At 63.6% G+C, this 16,385-nt stretch carries 17 protein-coding genes; 7 read left to right on the plus strand and 10 right to left on the minus strand.

What is annotated here, in order from left to right:
- Positions 1-30: 30 nt before the first annotated feature.
- The 5 genes from LDO11_RS08520 to LDO11_RS08540 form a co-directional block, all read right to left on the minus strand.
- A complete protein-coding gene (locus LDO11_RS08520; protein WP_232141158.1) occupies positions 31-810 on the minus strand; it encodes a hypothetical protein in 780 nt (259 codons plus the stop codon).
- A gap of 65 nt (positions 811-875) precedes the next feature.
- Positions 876-1,244 carry a winged helix DNA-binding protein gene (locus LDO11_RS08525; RefSeq protein ID WP_232141159.1) on the minus strand — a complete coding sequence of 123 codons (369 nt, stop codon included), beginning with the start codon at positions 1,242-1,244 and terminating at the stop codon, positions 876-878.
- Positions 1,245-1,379: 135 nt separating this feature from the next.
- On the minus strand, positions 1,380-2,630 hold the full coding sequence (locus LDO11_RS08530) for a Y-family DNA polymerase (protein ID WP_232141160.1): 1,251 nt from the start codon (positions 2,628-2,630) through the stop codon (positions 1,380-1,382).
- Positions 2,631-2,632: 2 nt separating this feature from the next.
- Positions 2,633-3,493, minus strand: a complete 861-nt coding sequence (gene cho / locus LDO11_RS08535; RefSeq protein ID WP_343226116.1) for an excinuclease Cho — start codon at positions 3,491-3,493, stop codon at positions 2,633-2,635.
- Entirely contained in the window at positions 3,486-3,947 is a 462-nt protein-coding gene (locus LDO11_RS08540) for a LexA family protein (protein ID WP_232141161.1), read from the minus strand. Before LDO11_RS08540 ends, cho begins: the two co-directional genes overlap by 8 nt.
- Positions 3,948-4,049: 102 nt before the next feature.
- Between LDO11_RS08540 and LDO11_RS15930 the strand changes: the two genes are divergently transcribed.
- The 3 genes from LDO11_RS15930 to LDO11_RS08550 all read left to right on the plus strand — a co-directional run bounded on the left by LDO11_RS15930 (position 4,050) and on the right by LDO11_RS08550 (position 6,714).
- Positions 4,050-4,391: a helix-turn-helix transcriptional regulator gene (locus tag LDO11_RS15930; protein WP_435574625.1), complete on the plus strand. Its 342-nt coding sequence runs from the start codon at positions 4,050-4,052 to the stop codon at positions 4,389-4,391.
- A gap of 23 nt (positions 4,392-4,414) precedes the next feature.
- Positions 4,415-4,822 carry a hypothetical protein gene (locus LDO11_RS08545; RefSeq protein ID WP_232141162.1) on the plus strand — a complete coding sequence of 136 codons (408 nt, stop codon included), beginning with the start codon at positions 4,415-4,417 and terminating at the stop codon, positions 4,820-4,822.
- Positions 4,823-5,946: 1,124 nt separating this feature from the next.
- Positions 5,947-6,714: a hypothetical protein gene (locus LDO11_RS08550; protein ID WP_232141163.1), complete on the plus strand. Its 768-nt coding sequence runs from the start codon at positions 5,947-5,949 to the stop codon at positions 6,712-6,714.
- Between the two features lie 75 nt (positions 6,715-6,789).
- On the opposite strand, the gene LDO11_RS08555 is transcribed toward LDO11_RS08550, so the two are convergent.
- From LDO11_RS08555 to LDO11_RS08565, 3 genes are all read right to left on the minus strand, one after another.
- The gene (locus tag LDO11_RS08555; protein WP_232141164.1) at positions 6,790-7,143 is read right to left on the minus strand and encodes a hypothetical protein; all 354 of its coding nucleotides are present in this window, start codon (positions 7,141-7,143) and stop codon (positions 6,790-6,792) included.
- Entirely contained in the window at positions 7,134-7,571 is a 438-nt protein-coding gene (locus LDO11_RS08560) for a DUF6283 family protein (protein WP_232141165.1), read from the minus strand. Before LDO11_RS08560 ends, LDO11_RS08555 begins: the two co-directional genes overlap by 10 nt.
- 84 nt (positions 7,572-7,655) lie before the next feature.
- Complete coding sequence (locus tag LDO11_RS08565) at positions 7,656-8,348, minus strand: hypothetical protein (RefSeq protein WP_232141166.1); 693 nt, start codon at positions 8,346-8,348, stop codon at positions 7,656-7,658.
- Positions 8,349-8,506: 158 nt separating this feature from the next.
- On the opposite strand from LDO11_RS08565, the gene LDO11_RS08570 reads away from it, so the two are divergent.
- Positions 8,507-9,505 carry an ERCC4 domain-containing protein gene (locus LDO11_RS08570; protein ID WP_232141167.1) on the plus strand — a complete coding sequence of 333 codons (999 nt, stop codon included), beginning with the start codon at positions 8,507-8,509 and terminating at the stop codon, positions 9,503-9,505.
- Positions 9,506-9,691: 186 nt separating this feature from the next.
- On the opposite strand, the gene LDO11_RS08575 is transcribed toward LDO11_RS08570, so the two are convergent.
- The gene (locus LDO11_RS08575) at positions 9,692-11,320 is read right to left on the minus strand and encodes an HD domain-containing protein (protein WP_232141168.1); all 1,629 of its coding nucleotides are present in this window, start codon (positions 11,318-11,320) and stop codon (positions 9,692-9,694) included.
- A gap of 176 nt (positions 11,321-11,496) precedes the next feature.
- On the opposite strand from LDO11_RS08575, the gene LDO11_RS08580 reads away from it, so the two are divergent.
- Positions 11,497-11,853, plus strand: a complete 357-nt coding sequence (locus LDO11_RS08580) for a hypothetical protein (protein WP_232141169.1) — start codon at positions 11,497-11,499, stop codon at positions 11,851-11,853.
- 128 nt (positions 11,854-11,981) lie between these two features.
- On the plus strand, positions 11,982-12,176 hold the full coding sequence (locus tag LDO11_RS08585) for a hypothetical protein (protein ID WP_232141170.1): 195 nt from the start codon (positions 11,982-11,984) through the stop codon (positions 12,174-12,176).
- Here LDO11_RS08585 and LDO11_RS08590 read toward each other — a convergent pair whose 3' ends face one another.
- A complete protein-coding gene (locus LDO11_RS08590; RefSeq protein WP_232141171.1) occupies positions 12,177-12,758 on the minus strand; it encodes a hypothetical protein in 582 nt (193 codons plus the stop codon).
- Between the two features lie 419 nt (positions 12,759-13,177).
- Between LDO11_RS08590 and LDO11_RS08595 the strand changes: the two genes are divergently transcribed.
- Positions 13,178-16,342: a type ISP restriction/modification enzyme gene (locus tag LDO11_RS08595; RefSeq protein ID WP_232141172.1), complete on the plus strand. Its 3,165-nt coding sequence runs from the start codon at positions 13,178-13,180 to the stop codon at positions 16,340-16,342.
- Positions 16,343-16,385: the final 43 nt, after the last annotated feature.

Here is a 16,385-nt window from a genome sequence, read left to right on the forward strand (position 1 = left end):
CGTGACGCCGGCGAAGTCGCGAGGTTCGCGTCAGGCCGCGGCGGCAAACAGGAGGTCACGGGTCACTGGGGCGTGCGTGAGTTCGCGTGACCGGATGGATTGCGCCAAGCCGGCGTACTCCCAGCGCCGCTTCGATCCACGCTTCGTCAGGACCAACTTGAGGTACCCGGTCGGCCGTACCTCGGTCACCGTCGCGCTGGAGAAGCGCTCGCCGCCCAGCTCCACGTCGCGCAGCTGCATGCCGGCACGCAGGCCGTGCTGCTGGATGAGGTGCCGGCTCAGGTCCCGCTTCGTGCGTTCTTCTTCTGCCTGCCGCGCCAAGTAGATGTCCATGGACACCATGTCGGCGTGCGCGACGGCGAAGTCCGGCATCGGCGCCGTGGATGCGTTGAATCGCGACGTCTGTACCCGGTAGATGCTCCCGTCCCCGACCGAGATGCTCATCTCCAGCCCGCGCCATTGCCGGCCGTCCTCGCTCACATACGGACGCCCGAAGAACGCCCAGCTGCCGCGCGGAAGGGTCTTCAGTTCGGCTTCGACCTCACTCAGACGCGCCCTGCCCTGCTGAAAGTTTTCCGGGAGCAGTTCGATCCCGTCACCGTCGTCGCGGGTGATCCGGTGGTCGACCGCGGGGCAATCGGCGATCCACGCGTCGCGGCAGTGATCGCGCAAGGCATCCTGGTAGAACACGCCCGCGGCCAGGGCGTCGCCGATGATGTTGAGCTGCGCTGCGGAAAAGGTCCGGCCATCGTGGCTGAAGGGCTCGGTCGCAGGACGGCGGGTGAACGGGATGAATTCGATGTCGGCCATGTCGGGACTCGCTGCTTGGTGTTGAGGCAATTCCACCAAGCGCGAGTGCGCGCGAAAGTTCGGCCTCAGGCGCGCTTGGACAGCGCCTCGTTGACCCGCGCCGTCATTTTGCGGAGGAAGTCCTGCCCCTTGCTGGTTGGGCTCAGCAGGTACCGCTTGCGGTTTTCGGGGTCCTGGACTTGCCGGATAAAGCCGCGTCCAGGCTGGCTCTTGCGATTGAGCAGTGCCCAATCCTGCACGTTTCGCGTGGCCGCTGGGTTAGAGGTGTCCACCACGGTCGGCACATCCATCTGTGCAATACCGGGTTGGAGGTAGACGTGGAGAAGCGTCTGGGCTTTGGACAGGTTCATGTCGCCTTCCACCTCGCGCAGGGCAGTCATCGCCGTCACCAGCGCGGTCAGCAGCTCATCCGACGTCAGGGCTTTGTCGCTCACGGGGGCTCCAGGTCTGGGTCTACGGTGGTGCCAGCGTGCAAGGCTGAAAACGCCGCCAAAGTTACCGGTGCGCGCGTGACTTCCCGATTGGTGCGGGTTGCGAGTCGCGGAGCTCCGGCGAGGCCTGGGGTGCCGTCAGCACATCGCGCGGGGGATGTCGCTCAGTCGCGTGGTGTAGCAGGGCGACAGGTTGCGCTGACGCATCTGCCAGGCCGGCTTCTTCGCCCAACCGGTCGCGCCCAGGCCGGCTGTGCCGCGGCCGAACTTGGCGTTGATGGCGTCCAGGGTGGACATGAGCTTGTCGTTGCCCACGATGGCCGGTGCAAAGAGGTCGCCCTGCAGATGTTCGGGCCGCGCCAGATCCATCAGCACCACGCCGGCCTTCTTGTAGCCGATGCCTTCCTTCAGGCGTCCGCGCATCAGGCGATCGACCATGCCTACGAGAAGCCTCGAGTCCGCCGTTGCCGTGGGCAGGCTCACCGACCGACTGGCGCTGTGCTGCGGCAGCTCGGGCCGGAACACATCGCTGTGTGCGAAGAACCCGACGCCGGCCGCCACCAGGCCTCGCCGGCGCATCTTCTCGGCCGCGCGCACGGTAAAGGTGGCCAGCGCCTGGGCGACAGCCGCATGGTCGGTGACGCGCTCGCCGAATGACCGGCTCACAACGATCTGCTTGCGATCCGGCTCGACCTCCTCGAGCTCAACGCACGGGTGCCCCTGCAGCTCACGCTGCGTGCGCGTGAGCACGACCCCGAACTCCTTGAGCACCAGGTCGGTGGGGGCGTCTCGCAGCTGCGCTGCAGTGTGGATGCCCATGCCGGTGAGGCGCGCAGACCAGCGTGGACCGACGCCCCACACGTCTGCGATCGGGAAGGTCGCAAGGCAGCGGGCCTGGGCCTCTGGTTCCGCGAGATCCACCACGCCAGCGCCCGCCTTCGCGGCCTTGTTGGCGAGCTTGGCCAGCGTCTTGGTTGGCCCGATACCGACGCAGCTCGGGATGCCGGACCAGCGCAGCACCTTGTCGCGCAGATGCCTGGCGAACGCTTCGCGGTCGCGGATGCCCGTGACGTCGCAGAAATTCTCATCGATCGAGTAGACCTCCAGGCGCGGCACTTCCCCACGCAGGATCTCGACGATGCGATGTGAGATGTCGCCATAGAGCGCGAAGTTCGCGCTGCGCACCTGCAGCCCATGGTCGCGAATGAGCGGCTTCAGTTCGTGCAGTGGCTGTCCCATACGGACGCCAAGCGCCTTGGCTTCCTGGCTCCTCGCCACGGCGCAGCCATCGTTGTTTGAGCAGACTACCGTCGGAACGTTGCGGAGCTTGACGGAGAAAACCCTCTCCGCACTCACATAGAAGTTGTTGCCATCGATCAGGGCGAACACGGTCAGAAGCTCAGTGCATGCACAGGCGCTGCGGGATCCAACATGGGCGCTCGGAGGATGCGGTAGGCATCCCGATCGAGGGGCCCGGGCGTGATTCGGATGCGCTTGGCTTTCGCCAGCGTCGGTGCGCTGCCGTGGTATCGCCAGCCAGCCACGACGTGGAACTGCACGAGATCATCTCCACGCTCCTCGAGTGCGACGGCACCGGGGTAGGGCCATGCGGCCACGCGCATCTCGGTCAGCACCAGGCGCAGGCGCTCCTCGTGCTCGGCGCGGTCCTCGCCGCCGTGGCATGCACCGGCACATCGCTTGAGCATCGCGCGAAAGCACGGCCGCCCGCGGGTTCCGCGCTCCAGGCCCAGCAGCGTGTAGCAGAGCCGGTTGTCATCGGCGAGGCGGCGCAGGGTCGACATGGCCGCCTTCGGGCTTGAGAACAGGCCATAGGTGTCCGGCATGGACGTCAGATCCGCCTCTCCCGAATGCAGCACGCTGATCTCGCCGCGGTGCAGGCGCAGGCTGTGCTGGCGCGGGGTCTTGCGCAGCTTCTGGTTGTAGAGCGGGTTCGCGGACTTGATGAGCGAGGCCTCGAGCAGCTGCGCGCCGATGTCGCCGGCGGTGCGCTGATGCGAGATGCGACGCGCCTGGCGCAGCAGCCGGGCTTCTTCAGGGGTGCGCAGGTGATCCATGACGCGGCCACGGATGTCGATGCTCTTTCCGATGTAGAGCGGCAGGCCGCCTTCGCCCTCGCCGTGGAAGACGTAGACGCCGGGCGCGCGGGGCAGGGCGTCCAGCTCGGGTCGCAGATGCTCGGGGTATTCGTAGAGCGCGACTGCCTCGCGCCGGCGCTCGCTGGTCCTAGCCACGGGCGCCACCTCCGCGCTTCATGGTTCGCGCCACGCCCACGATCGCGAACACCTCGACCTCGGTGCCAGGCTCAAGGACGATGGGTGGGATGTCGGGATTGGCCGAGTGCAGCTCGAGATGGTTTTCGGCCAGGCGCAGGATCTTGCAGGCAGGCTGGTTGCCGTCCCACGTCGCCAGGACGACATCGCCGCTGCGCGGCGTTATGGACCTGTCGCAAAGGAGCAAATCGTTATCGAGAATCCCGGCGCCCGCCATGGACCACCCGCTGGCGCGGTAGATGTAGGTCGCCAGCGGGTTGCGCACCAGGATGCGGTTGAGGTCGAGGCCGTCCTCCTCGAAGTCCTCGGCGGGGCTCGGGAATCCGAGTTGTGCCCGCACGGAGCCCACAGGGAGAAGCTCCAGCGGCGGCTCGAGGTCGGGCTGGCCGATCAGAATGGCGGTCGTTTCGTGCATGGCGGGGACTGCTTGGCGTATGGTTAGTAGTATTGCTACTAACCGGACCATCCCGCGAGGGCTGACGCTGATCAGCTACGTCGTCCCCTGTCTATGTCTCAGATGCGAATCACAGAGCGCGCCGGCGGCGCTGAATGGGCTGCCGGCGACGCCGTCGAGGCAGTAGGGCGGGCCTTGGCCGACGCGCGAAAGCGGCGTCGCCTCACGCAAGCACAGCTCGCCGCTCTGGCCGGCGTGTCGCGCCTGACCGTCGTTCGAGCAGAGGCCGGGCACCCAGGCCTTGCGCTATCCGCTTTGCTTAGCCTCGTCTCCGCGCTTGAGGCAGGAATGCTTCGGGAGATCATCGCGGTGCTGGAGTCCGACCCGGCTGGGCGCGAGCTCGAGCAAGCTCGGATCCGCCTTCCCGAGCGCGTTCGAGCGGAACGCGGACGCGGAGCCAAGTGAAGCCGCTCGCGTATATTCCATGCATGACGCGACGACTCCTCACCTGCGCCACCGCGGTCGTGCTCCTCAGCGGGTGCGCCATGTCTCCACAGGGTCTCGAGCGTCCGGAGTTCGCTTCCGTCTTCCTTGTCGACCAGCCGTATCAGCTGACGCTGAAGAACATCGTCGAGTCAGAGCAGTCTTGCCGGCGAGCCCCCTTGGTTCCCTTGGGCGGTGCGATCGATGACGTCCACCATTACCCAGACCTGCGGGAAGCGAAGATCGTCTATGGCGCCGAGGGCTTCGGTAGACAGATCTACCAGGTGACCCATATCAATGAGGTGGACGGTGGGTCCCAGGTGACCGTGTACGCGCGGTCCGCCCTGGACAAGCGCACCAACCTCATGCGCCGATGGGCGGTCAACGACCGGTCGATCTGCCACCCGCACTGAGCTGCTGAGGGGGCGTGCCCTGCGACCGCCGCACCCGATCCACTAACCGATGGTGGCGCAGCGCGGCGAGTCGGAAGGCACCGCCAACCTAGCCCGGAACCGGCAATCGTTGCAACTGACCGCGAATGCTCAGGCCGATGGGGCGGCGCGGACCCGCGCCACGTCGGACAGGCGCACCGGGGTCGCAAGGGTGACCGTGGCCAGGGCGGAGGCCGGACATCCTGGGTTGGCGCTTTCGACGGTGCTGAGGCTACTTGTGGCCCTGGACCCGGCGCTGCTATCCGCCAGGCTGTTCGTGCTCGCCGCTGACGCGCCGGGCGAGTTGCTCGTGCTCGAAAGAGCGCCGCTGCCACGTAGGGTGCGCGGATCGCGGAAGCTGCCAGCCGTAGAAGGTGCTCAGTGCTCCAAAGGAATGGGAGGCGGGGAATGAGGAAGCTCGTACTGGCTGGTCTTGTTGGTGTCTGGGCACTGAGTGCTCAGGGAACCACCAATCTGCCTACGGTGACCGCACACGGGGTCACTTTTGACGGTTGGTCAGTCGCCTGTAGCGGCATAGCCTGCGAGCATATTGTTCTGGGCGCCGGTGGAATTGCAGGTCCGATTCGCATCCGAACGCCGGACATGGGTGATGGCGGCGGGGGTGGCGACATCGCGATGACGAGACAGCAGTTCTGCGATGCCTTGAAGGCTGAGCCGCCTCCGAACTGCAACGTTGCATCGCCCCCACCCTCGCCTGGAATTGCTGTCCCGGGCCAAGCGCCTTGGGAGCCGAACGGCTGCGGAACGGGCGGCATGGCCAATCTCCTGACGACCTTCGCCCTTAATATCATGGCCACCGAGAATTTCTCGGGCAACTTGAACGCGCCTCATGCTGGGGTTGATTTCACACCTGCATGTAACGCCCACGATCAGTGCTGGGGTAGTGCGTCGCCTCGTGGTACCTGTGATGTTCAATTCAGACAAACCATGGATGTTGCTTGCAACGGCAACTCAACGTGCTTGGGGTGGTCGTCTGCGTACCACGGTGCCGTGGCTGTCCCTGACCTCGCGAATAGTAACTACGCGGAATCTGTTTCAGAGAGAACATGTGCACTCTATGCGCGCGACATAAGGAGGAACTGCCCGTGAAGTCGCCACTAGCCCTCCTCTTTCTCATTACTTTGGTTGCAGGCTGTACATCAGAGTCCGCTACGACTTCGAGTCCGGCCTTGACTGCTGATGGGAGCGCATCTCGCTCGGTGTCGGTGCCCGCCTCAAGCCCCGGATCCCCTCCTCCTTCGCTCCCGCGGACCGAACCTGCCGGAGTCGCGTCCGCATCGTCCTGGGGCGAGCGCCTAGCGGGGCTTCCGGGAGAGGAGGCTAGGTATCTGACTGTAAAGAATGACAGTTACTTTGGCGCGCTCGGCTACACGAGTGTCAAAGAGCGTGACCTGCTCAGGCAAATTGGCGTTCCGCTTCCGGACGACTTCCTTGCTGCGCGCCGTCTGACGTCCCAAGAGCTCGCCTCGGCGGCCGAGAATGGTGATGTGCGCGCACGGTTGCTATATATCGACCGCTTGGTCGATGAAGCGCAGGGGAAGTCGACCAGTGACACGGGGATCGCAGGAGAGGAAGCAACGGCACTAGCCGCGCGAGCTTCTTTTGAGATCGGCAAGCTGAAAACGCAGTCAAACAGCGCATTTATCCCGTACTTGGATGCACGCTTGTTCACGACAGGGTCGGATGCCAAGCCTGAGTACGTGACAGGCGCCATGCTGGCAGCCATGGACCGCGGAGACACTCGCGCGCTCGGGCTGCTCGAGTCCTACGCGAGCGAACATCCCACTGTCGATGTCATGGGCGTCGCGTTGTACTTTTCGACGATGAAGGCCAACGATCCGTCACGGCAGTGATGTGAATGTGGGCGTGACGCCTATCCGTAGCGGGTGCTACCTCCGCGCCGGGCTATAGCCGGCGCTGCTGCAGGGTCAGCCCTTCAAGACCGTGTGTTGCGCGAAGTCGACCAGGTCGTCCCGGAGCGCGCGGTAGAGAGGCAAAAGGCCACTGGCCGCGCTGTAGACGCCGATGATGTCGGTCTCGGCCGCGTCATCAGGCGCCTCGACAGTGACGCGCCCCTCCGGGTCCAGGCACACAGCGAGCGGCATCGACGCGTCGGCAATGTGCGCAGCGGCGCGCTCGGCAATCGCCGTCATCGACCGGCTGCGGAGGACCCCGGCCAGAAAGTCTTTCGCCGCCATCTCGCCGGGGCGAACCTCGCGCCACCGAGGGGCACGGCGCTTCGGGCGCAGACGTGGTGCGGGCGCGCGTGCAGTCAGCGACATGGCGCAAGCACCGGATCATCGGGATCAACACCATTGGCGATGGCCATCTCGCGGTAGCTCGCGAACAATTCGTGCCCACCGGCCGTGACGCCACGGTCGAGCTCGCCGCGCATGTGCATCAGGCGCACCGCCAGGTTGTGGGTAGCGCCGGACAGCAGGAAGCCTGCGCACGCCTTCGTGCGTTCGGCGCCGGCGGTGTGGCAAGCAAAGACCCGATCCGACATGTCATAAGCGGTCGGAGCGGAATGGCGGAAGGCCTCGCTCGGAAACTGGCCTACGGCATCCTTCCGCCAGGGGCAGTCCGCGCAGGGCTTCTTGCAGTAGCCCTGCCGGCCGCCCTCGACGGTGATGACCTGATGGTCTGTTCCGGCGGGCCGCACGCGCGTAATGCGGCCGCGAGATTGAACTGGTTGGGCTTTCGGGGTCACTGCTAAGCCTGCCTGGTCACGGGCGCGGGATCGTCCCCGCCTGATAATGAGACCCCAGGCGAGGGCCATCCAAACTTGGTTGGCTCAGTCCTCCGGCTGGAGAACGCCGGGCGTATCCAGCGAAAGGCCTGCCTGATACTCCTCGAGTCGGCACATCGTCTTGTGCACGCTGTACGGATCGCAGCGGTCGCGCACGATCAGCTGGCTTGCGGTGATGAATGCCAGGAGCTTGCGCTCCTCGAAGCTGGCTTCGTGCACGTAGTCCATGCAAGCGAAATGGGTGTGCAGGTAATTGTCGCTGACCATGCCGGTGTCGGGCCACGGGACCAGGCGAACGTCGGCCGAGTTCGGGTTCCAGCACAGCATCACGTCCGTCATGGACACCAGGTCGTCACGGGTGATTCCACCGTTGGCGTCGAGAAGACCGCTGGACGGCGGCTGGCGCGGCATGGGCTCCGCTGCCGCGCGAGGGCGCTCAGGCATCAAGGTCTGTGCCTGGGCAAACGTCACCCGCCGGGCCTCGTTTCTCGCGTCCTCCGCGGCCTGGGCCTCGTCCTGGAGAATGCGCGCGGCTTCGGGGATGCGTTTGAGCCAGTCGCCTTCCAGGCGGTACACCGCTTCAGCCATCGTGTAGTCGGCCCTCTCCAGCAGGTCCGGGCGGTTGAGCACGAATGCGGCGGCCAGCTTCTCGCCAGTTGAGAGCACACCGAAGTGCCCATCCCGAGCTGCGCGGGATTTGTCGACGATCTGCTCAAGGATGTAGTCGGTATTACTCATATGGGGCCCCGTGGCGGACAACGTGTGATGTCTCACGAACATAGCAATTCGTTTCCGATTTACGAAGGAATCCAAGCTGGCCACAGCGGCGCGTGGTTGGCTTCTATCCGAACGACTGATGCTTGTTAGCCTCTCCCGATCGTTGATGAGGGCAATCCATGAAACTCACCCACTGGGCCAAGGCCGGCCGGGACCGGATCTATGTGTCAGGTGCCGCTGCCGGTGGCGACGCCGCCTACGTGGAAGTCCGTCGTGGACGGCTGCACGCCGACGTGGACGGCATGCCCAGCCCGGCGCTGCTGGCAGAGGTGCTGGCCCATTGCGGCATCGAGCGCGGTCAGTCCGATGCCGTCACCTACGAGGCCCTGCGCGCGTGCGCCACGGCACGCTCCCGCGGCGCATCCAGCTCCTCGGCCCGGCCCGCCGTGTCCAACAGCTACACCGGCGCGATGGCCAAGGGCCGGGACCTGGCCTTCGAGAACATCACCAACATCGAGCCAGTCGAGATCGAGGTCGATCACCGTGAGCCCGTCGAGATCGACGCGCTTCTCGCGCGTGCGCCCAACACCCGCGTTACCCGCACCCACCTGGCCCTGGGGGATTACCGGGTCAACGGCCATCTCGTGTTCGAGCGCAAGACCACGCGTGATTTCGCCCTGTCGGTGCAGTCGTCGCACCTGTTCGACCAGGCGCAGCGCATGGGGTTCGAACCGGGGATCCTTGGCGTCGTGATCATCGAGGGCGACGTGTTCGGTGCGCCGACCGGCATGCTGCACTCCCAGATCATCGGGGCCATCTCGTGCCTGGCCAACGTGCAGGGCATGAGTGTGTTCCAGACCACTTCGCTTGAGCACACGGCCTACGTGCTCGCGAAGTTCGCGCAGCACGACCGCAATGGCTTGGGCTACAACCTGACCCTGCGGACGAGAAAGCCCACCGCGGTCCTGGACGCGCAGCGGTACGTGCTTGAGGGGCTACCAGGGATCAACACGGCGATGGCCGACCGGCTTCTGCAGCGTTTCGGCACCGTGCGGGGCGTCCTGAACGCATCCGTCGAGGAACTGCGGCAGGTGCATGGCATGGGGCCGAAGCGGGCCGCTGCGCTGCACGCAATGCTCACGGCACCGGCGGCTGAGACATTGCCTCTTCCGGCCTGATTACTCTGCGGCCTTGCGTTGAGCCCGGCGCTCGGCTTCCTTGATGCGCCGCCCGTTCTGGTAGCCAACCGCCAGGAACGCCAGCAGGGTGAGAAACAGTGCGCCCCCACAAAGAGCGCCGCCATGGCGTAGGCCTGCTGGATCGGTGTCATGGCCCGGATCGTAGGACCCGAACCCCGCCGCGCTTCAAGCCGTGAGCGCGGCACGCGCTTTGGCGTACTTGGCCCGCAGCCTGTTCGCGATGGCCTCGTCCAGGGTGGACAGACGCGCTTCGTCGGCGTTGTCTGCGATGTCCGCCAGCTTCACCCGTAGCGCGAGCGGATCGAGCCGGATGCGCGCGTAGTAGGCATCCGGCGAGACACCGGGACGCCTGGTAAGCGCATCGAGCGCGGTCTGGATCCGCTCGGGGAAGTTCTCCAGCTCGTGGGCATACCCAGGCTGGTCCTCCTCCAGATCATGAAGCATGGCCACTACGACGGCTTCCAGATCATCAGCGACGGCCGAGGCGACACGCTCGAGATGTTCGACGTAGGCGATGCTCGCCTGATCAACTTGATTGGCATGTGCGCGGTAGGCGAGGTCGCGTGCAGCGTCTAGGACTTCATTCATGGTCCATGTGCCCATCGGCTCGAGATGTCTAGTTGAGCACGCGGTCGCAGCCAGCAAATTTGGGCGCTCGGCGGCCTCTGACAATTGCTCCAGCGCCCACCGCCGCGAGAGTTCTGACGCCTCGTGCCGGTCCAGAGAGATTCCCAGAGCCCCGATCCGTTGGGCCACCGCCGCATAGCTGCGGGTCTCACTGAGACCACAAGGCGAGACGAAGAAGCGTTTGTGGATCTCGCGTAGGGGCATGCGTCCTTGGTATTCCCTCAGGAGCGAGTCTTCCGCCCCGGTCCAAGGATTGATTGGGCGCCGCTTGGGAGGCGTACGCCGTCGCGAGATGTCTTGAACCTTCGTTCGCCCGCGCCGATTTTCCTCCCATGCCTCACCGACCAGATCCACCATCTCGGCGTAACTGATCCCCACACCCAGGTGTCGGCATCGTGCGCGGACTTCTCCGTAGGAGCGGTGCTCGATCTGACTATTGAAGACGAAGAACACACGGTGAATAAACTCGGAATCGAGCTCGTTGCCCCACGCCAGAAGGATGTCGTCTTCCTCCTGGGTCCATTCTCGATCGTCCAGGTAGTACGGATTCCGCCGGCCGAAGCCGAGGCGAGCCGCACGTTGAGTCACGGCTTTCACGGTGCGCCCCAGCGATTCGGCGACGTGCTGGAGTGAAGGGCCTTCGGCAAGACGATAGAGCAGTATCAGGTCATCTGCCGGGTGCCATTCCAAGGGGCGACCTCCCCCACGCTTCCGCGTGCGAAGCGGCACCGGCTCCGTCACCGCCGTTATTGCGGGTGCCCGTGGAGCCTCGATCAACGTGCCGTCTTGCCATGCAATTGCCCGGGCGAGCGAGCGCGTCGCGTCCCCCGACGGGTCCGAGAAATCACGCAATTTGCCAGGCGACACGCCGGCATCGCCACAGGCGGATCGCCAGCCATCGGTGATCCTCTTCACCCCCACAGGCACCTCGAGATGGATCTCGCCGACACGAACGAGTCGGTAGCCGATCGGCAGCAGAATGCCGGGGCCAGGACGGCCGTAGTACCAGGCCATCGCTTCCAGATACATGCCCATCGCACCGACGGACTGTGCCTTGAACTCTCGAACGAGACCCGCGTCAGGGTGGCCGGGCGGCGCAGTTACACGCCAACAGCGCGCCATGCGCGTCACTCCCTTCGGAATGGGCCAGGTCTGGCCGTCGATCACGACGGTGCGGTGCGGGGTCCGCGCAGCGGAATGGGGAGGCATCGGGACGTCTGGGGGGGGCGAGGATTCCACCCTAGTCCGGGCCCAGTCCAGTGTGGGCTTCCAACCTGCGCTCTGAGGTCGTACGTTGGCGCAACGCGAGAGTGGTCTCCGTCGTCGCCCCGGAAGGAACGCACATGCTCAGGTTGTTTCTCGTTCTCCTTGCTCTGACATCAGCCGGCTGTGCGGGCGTCTCCGAGATGCGGACCGATGGCCCTTTCGCGACCTTCGCCTCGGGAAAGTCGCCTGATGCCGTTGCGGACTGCGTGGCCGAGGCTTGGACCCTGCAAGAGCGTTTCCCGCTGACACCTGACGTGCGGATCAATCCGATTGCCAACGGCAGGCAGGTGATGATCTATAACCCGCAAAGCATGGCGCCTGATGCGTTCGCGGATGTGACCCGGGATGGGGCAGGGAGCCTGATCACGTACTACTCGAAGCACCGCCAAGGCTTCAAGCAGGCCTTCTCGGATCTGATCCAGCCGTGCCTGTGATCCATAAGCCACCCGCGGTCCAAGTTCGATCGTGCGAATTGGCGGCCGCCGCGTCTTGAGACCTTCACCGGCCTTAGCGCGCGGCGCCGACAATCTCGAGGCTCCCCGCCCGTCGAAAAGGTGGCCTCATGGAAACAGCACAGCCCTCTTCTAAGGACGAACTGATCCGGGTTGCTCGTGCGGCTCTGGAAGCATCCGGAGCAGCCGCAATCTGCGCGCCTCTTGACGAGTCAGGTGACCTGGTGGTTGCAGTGGGGCGCAAGGAGCGCATCGCGCTCGTAGTGGCCATGCTCGACGCCCAGGTTGATGGCAAGGGCGGCTGACTACCGACCCGGAGCGTAACGCCCGTCCTGCACCCGGGCGTTCCCCACAGTCACCAGAGTGCCAAGCACCTCGTGCAGCCGCTTCTTCCAAGGGCCACGCGCTGTAAACCGAGCTGCGACGTCCTCCTCGGACAACCCGATCGGGCTGCTCGCGAGGACGTCTGCAACAGCGCGGACCTGCTCTAGCGCCTGCTTGGGCCATGGGGCCGCCTTCACTGGTGCGACGGCCGGGCTGTCTTCCACGTCCACGAGCTCGCCCTGTTCCGCTGCCGCCGTCGCTGCATGACCACCGGCAGGGTTCTGGTAGTCCGGCCGCAGCCACCGTACATGGCCCCGCGCCTCTTCTGCGGCGCGCTCGGTGTTCAACGCCACCAGGCGCTCCAGCACACGCTCCTCGAAGTCGCGCTTCGCCTCCGTGCGAGCAGATGCGGCGTCACCGACCGTCAGCAGTACCGTGCCGTGCGCGATGCGCAGGGTGTCGGTGAGGTCACCCCACCCGTATGCCTGCAGCACTGCCTCATCCAGCTTGTCGTGCAGCTGGCGCAGCACCGAAACCAGCCCCTGGTCGTGGATGGCGCGCACTCCTTGGCCGTCAGGTCGTCGCCGGTGCGCAACTTGTCCAACACGGGATACATGCCCGTTAGAGTGAGTCCCGGATTCTCGTACTTTGGCGCATGCGATGCAGGTCGAGCGACTCTGCGAGCGTGCGGATGCGACGGGCGAGGTTCTGGGTGAGTGGTGAAGGCTGGGTCTTCGCCCTGCCTCTGCTGTCAGCGACTGTAATGTCAGCCGGGAGGCAGGTGTCGGGAAACGGAAACGTCTCGAAGCACTGCGTCTTGTTGTAACGAGGTCTATTTTCCAACGTGCCCCCTGTCGCTAGGGCCAGGCGCTATGCACCTCGGAAGAGAGGACACCGACGCAAATGGGGCTTCGTGCCACCACTGTCTGAAAGTCGCGAGTCTTCGCGTACCCTATCGACTAAGAACTAAGAAGGGCGATGGATGAGCAAGCTCGATGCGATGCGAACCTACCTGGCTTCGGTAGAGCAGGCCCTTAAGACTGGACAAGCCAGCGAGCATACTCACCGCCCAGCGCTTGAAGGTCTGCTGGAAGCCCTCGGCGGACCAGAAGTGGACGCCATCAATGAGCCGCGCCAGATCAGGTGCGGCGCGCCGGATTTCATCGTTGTTCGAGGCAAGGTGCCCTTGGGCCATGTTGAAGCGAAGGATGTCGGTCTGGATCTCGCCAAACTTGAGCGCGGCGAACAGCTAACCCGCTATCGCGAATCGCTCGGCAACCTCGTCTTTACCGACTACCTATCCTTCCGCTGGTATTTGGACGGCGAACTGCGTCTCACGACTCACTTGCCGCGCCCAGCCGCCAACGGCCGCATCCTTTGGAGCGAAGATGCGGCAGCCGCTACGGTCCAATTACTGGACCAGTTCTTGCTCGCCGACATCCCGCTCAAGTCCACTCCACAGGACCTCGCCACCCGGATGGCGGGACTTGCCAAACTGATTCGCGGCCTGATCGAGCAGACCTTTAAGGCCGAGGGTGATCAGGGCGAGCTGCACGGGCAGTTGCAAGCCTTCCGAAGAGTTCTGATCGAATCCCTCACCGTCGAGCAGTTCGCGGACATGTACGCGCAGACGCTGTGCTATGGACTCTTTGCGGCGCGCTGCAACGCACCCGCAAAAGGATTCACTCGGCAGATCGCCGCAAGCGCGCTGCCGAAAACCAATCCCTTCCTGCGCAAGCTATTCAACTCCATTGCCGGACCGGACCTGGACGAGCGGATCGCGTGGGCCGTGGACCAGCTGGCCGAGTTGCTGGCACGCGCCGATATGACCGCCATCCTGTCCGACTTCGGCAAGCGCACCCGTCAGGAAGACCCGGTAGTTCATTTCTATGAGACCTTCCTGGCTGCCTATGATCCGAGGATGCGCGAAGCACGCGGCGTGTATTACACGCCCGAGCCCGTGGTCGGCTACATCGTTCGCAGCGTTGATGCCGTGCTGAAGCGCGATTTCGGTATGAAGGAAGGCTTGGCCTACGCGAAGAAGATCAAGCTCAGGCGCCGGAAAGCCCAAGGTAAGGGCGAGGAAGCCTACGACACCCATCGCCTGCAGATCCTTGACCCAGCCACAGGCACAGGAACCTTCCTATATGCGGTTATCGCAAAGATCCGTGAGCACTTCGACGGCAATTCGGGTGCGTGGCCTGGGTACGTCGCCGAGCATCTGCTGCCTCGATTATTCGGCTTCGAGTTACTGATGGCGCCATACGCGGTAGCCCATATGAAGCTAGGGTTAGAGTTGGAGCAGTCCGGTTACGACTTTGTCAGCGACCAGCGCCTGGGCGTGTTTCTGACGAACTCTCTAGAGGAGGCGCACGAACTGACCGGTCTACCTCTGTTTACTCAATGGCTCGCTGAGGAGTCACGTGCTGCGGCGAACGTGAAGCGCGACGCACCGGTCATGGTGGTGTTAGGCAATCCTCCGTATTCGGGACATTCGGTCAACAAGGGGCCATGGATCGAGGAGTTGATGACCGAATACAAGAAAAGTCCTGAGTTGAAGAAACCAGCACAGTCGAAATGGTTGTCGGATGATTACGTGAAATTCATCCGCTTCGCGCAGTGGCGAATTGAACAGACCGGCCACGGCATCTTGGCTTTCGTGACAAATCATGGCTATCTCGACAATCCTACCTTCATGGATATGCGGCGCAGCTTGCTGCAAAGCTTCGACGAGCTTTACCTGTTCGACCTCCACGGCAATAGTAAGAAAAAGGAGAAGGCGCCAGACGGCGGCAAGGACGAGAACGTGTTCGACATTCAGCAGGGTGTGGCTATCGGAGTTTTTGTGCGACGTGAGAATCTGCAGCGCAGCTCGCAGCACCTTGGCAGAGTGTTTCGGGCCGACTTGTTCGGCGTTCGCCTGTCAAAGTACGACGCTTTAGATGCCTCCGACCTCCTGTCAACTCAATGGCAAGAACTGAAGCCGGCTGCCCCTGCGTATCTGTTTGTGTCGCAGGATGCTGACCTTTTTATTGAGTACCAAACCGGCTGGTCACTGCGTGACATATTTGCGCCTAACGGTGACCCAGCGCCCGGAATTGTCACTACACACGATGACTTCGCGATCTCGTGGACCGCAGAGGAAGCTGCTGCGAAAGTTGAGCGCCTATTAGCAACCGCTACGGAGGCTGAGGCACGTGAGCACTTCAAGTTATGCTCTCAGGATCAGTGGCGATACGCACGGGCGAAGGAGGAACTTGCCGAGGGTTCGTGGCGAGAGAGGGTGGTTCCGATCTTATACCGACCATTTGATCTCCGCTGGACGGTGTATGACCGCAACGTTGCGGTTCATCGGCGAGAGCGCGCATTCGACCACTTCATCGGCCGCAAGAACATCGGCTTAGCAATGATGCGGCAAGCGTCTGTGGATCAAGGCTATTCGCATATACTCGCTCTCAATACGATTGCTGATAACCGTGCGCAATACAGTAATCGCGGAATCATGGCCGCCAGCCCCTTGTGGCTTTACGCGAGCGCATCGACCGACCTTCTGAACCAGGCTTCAGACGAAAAACGCCCCAATTTAGCTGCAAAATTCTTCGAAGAACTCTCTAGCATAGTCAGTGGCGACCCGTCTCCAGAAGAAACATTTGCTTGGCTCTACGCGGTCCTATATACGCCCTCCTACCGCAATCGGTACGCCGACTTCCTGCGTCGCGATTTCCCGCGTGTGCCGCTCCCTCCTGGACGCGAACTGTTTGATAAGTTCGTCATCATCGGCCACGAGCTGATCGCGCTGCACACGATGGAACAAAAGCAGCCACGGGTGAGTCGCTTCGATATCACCGGCAGTAACGAAGTGGGTAAGGTTCGCTGGGTTAAGGGCAATGATGACATGGGTCGCGTATATATCAACAACTCACAACACTTCGACAACGTGCCACAGTGTGTGTGGGACATACATATGGGTGGCTACCGCGTTGCAGAAAAGTGGCTGAAGGACCGTAAGGGCCGTCAGCTCAGTTTCGAGGACGTCATGCATTACCACGAAGTTGTAGCTGCCCTTTCCCGTACGCTCGAGCTACAGGCAGTCCTCGATGCGCTTGTGGACGCGCGCGGGGGATGGCCCCTGCGCGGGGACTGCTAACGGACTGCGGCTCGGAAGGGCGCAACGAGACCCCGCTTCGCGT

Source organism: Alterluteimonas muca (assembly GCF_021191595.1).
Taxonomy (GTDB): Bacteria; Pseudomonadota; Gammaproteobacteria; order Xanthomonadales; family Xanthomonadaceae; genus Luteimonas; species Luteimonas muca.

Excerpts from the sequence above, each read along its gene's own strand:
- LDO11_RS08565 (WP_232141166.1), bottom strand. The coding sequence starts at position 8,348 with ATGAGTAATACCGACTACATCCTTGAGCAGATCGTCGACAAATCCCGC.
- LDO11_RS08540 (WP_232141161.1), bottom strand. The coding sequence starts at position 3,947 with ATGCACGAAACGACCGCCATTCTGATCGGCCAGCCCGACCTCGAGCCG.
- LDO11_RS08585 (WP_232141170.1), top strand. The coding sequence starts at position 11,982 with ATGGAAACAGCACAGCCCTCTTCTAAGGACGAACTGATCCGGGTTGCT.
- LDO11_RS15930 (WP_435574625.1), top strand. The coding sequence starts at position 4,050 with ATGCGAATCACAGAGCGCGCCGGCGGCGCTGAATGGGCTGCCGGCGAC.
- LDO11_RS08555 (WP_232141164.1), bottom strand. The coding sequence starts at position 7,143 with ATGTCGCTGACTGCACGCGCGCCCGCACCACGTCTGCGCCCGAAGCGC.
- LDO11_RS08545 (WP_232141162.1), top strand. The coding sequence starts at position 4,415 with ATGACGCGACGACTCCTCACCTGCGCCACCGCGGTCGTGCTCCTCAGC.
- LDO11_RS08570 (WP_232141167.1), top strand. The coding sequence starts at position 8,507 with ATGAAACTCACCCACTGGGCCAAGGCCGGCCGGGACCGGATCTATGTG.
- LDO11_RS08580 (WP_232141169.1), top strand. The coding sequence starts at position 11,497 with ATGCTCAGGTTGTTTCTCGTTCTCCTTGCTCTGACATCAGCCGGCTGT.
- LDO11_RS08520 (WP_232141158.1), bottom strand. The coding sequence starts at position 810 with ATGGCCGACATCGAATTCATCCCGTTCACCCGCCGTCCTGCGACCGAG.
- LDO11_RS08595 (WP_232141172.1), top strand. The coding sequence starts at position 13,178 with ATGAGCAAGCTCGATGCGATGCGAACCTACCTGGCTTCGGTAGAGCAG.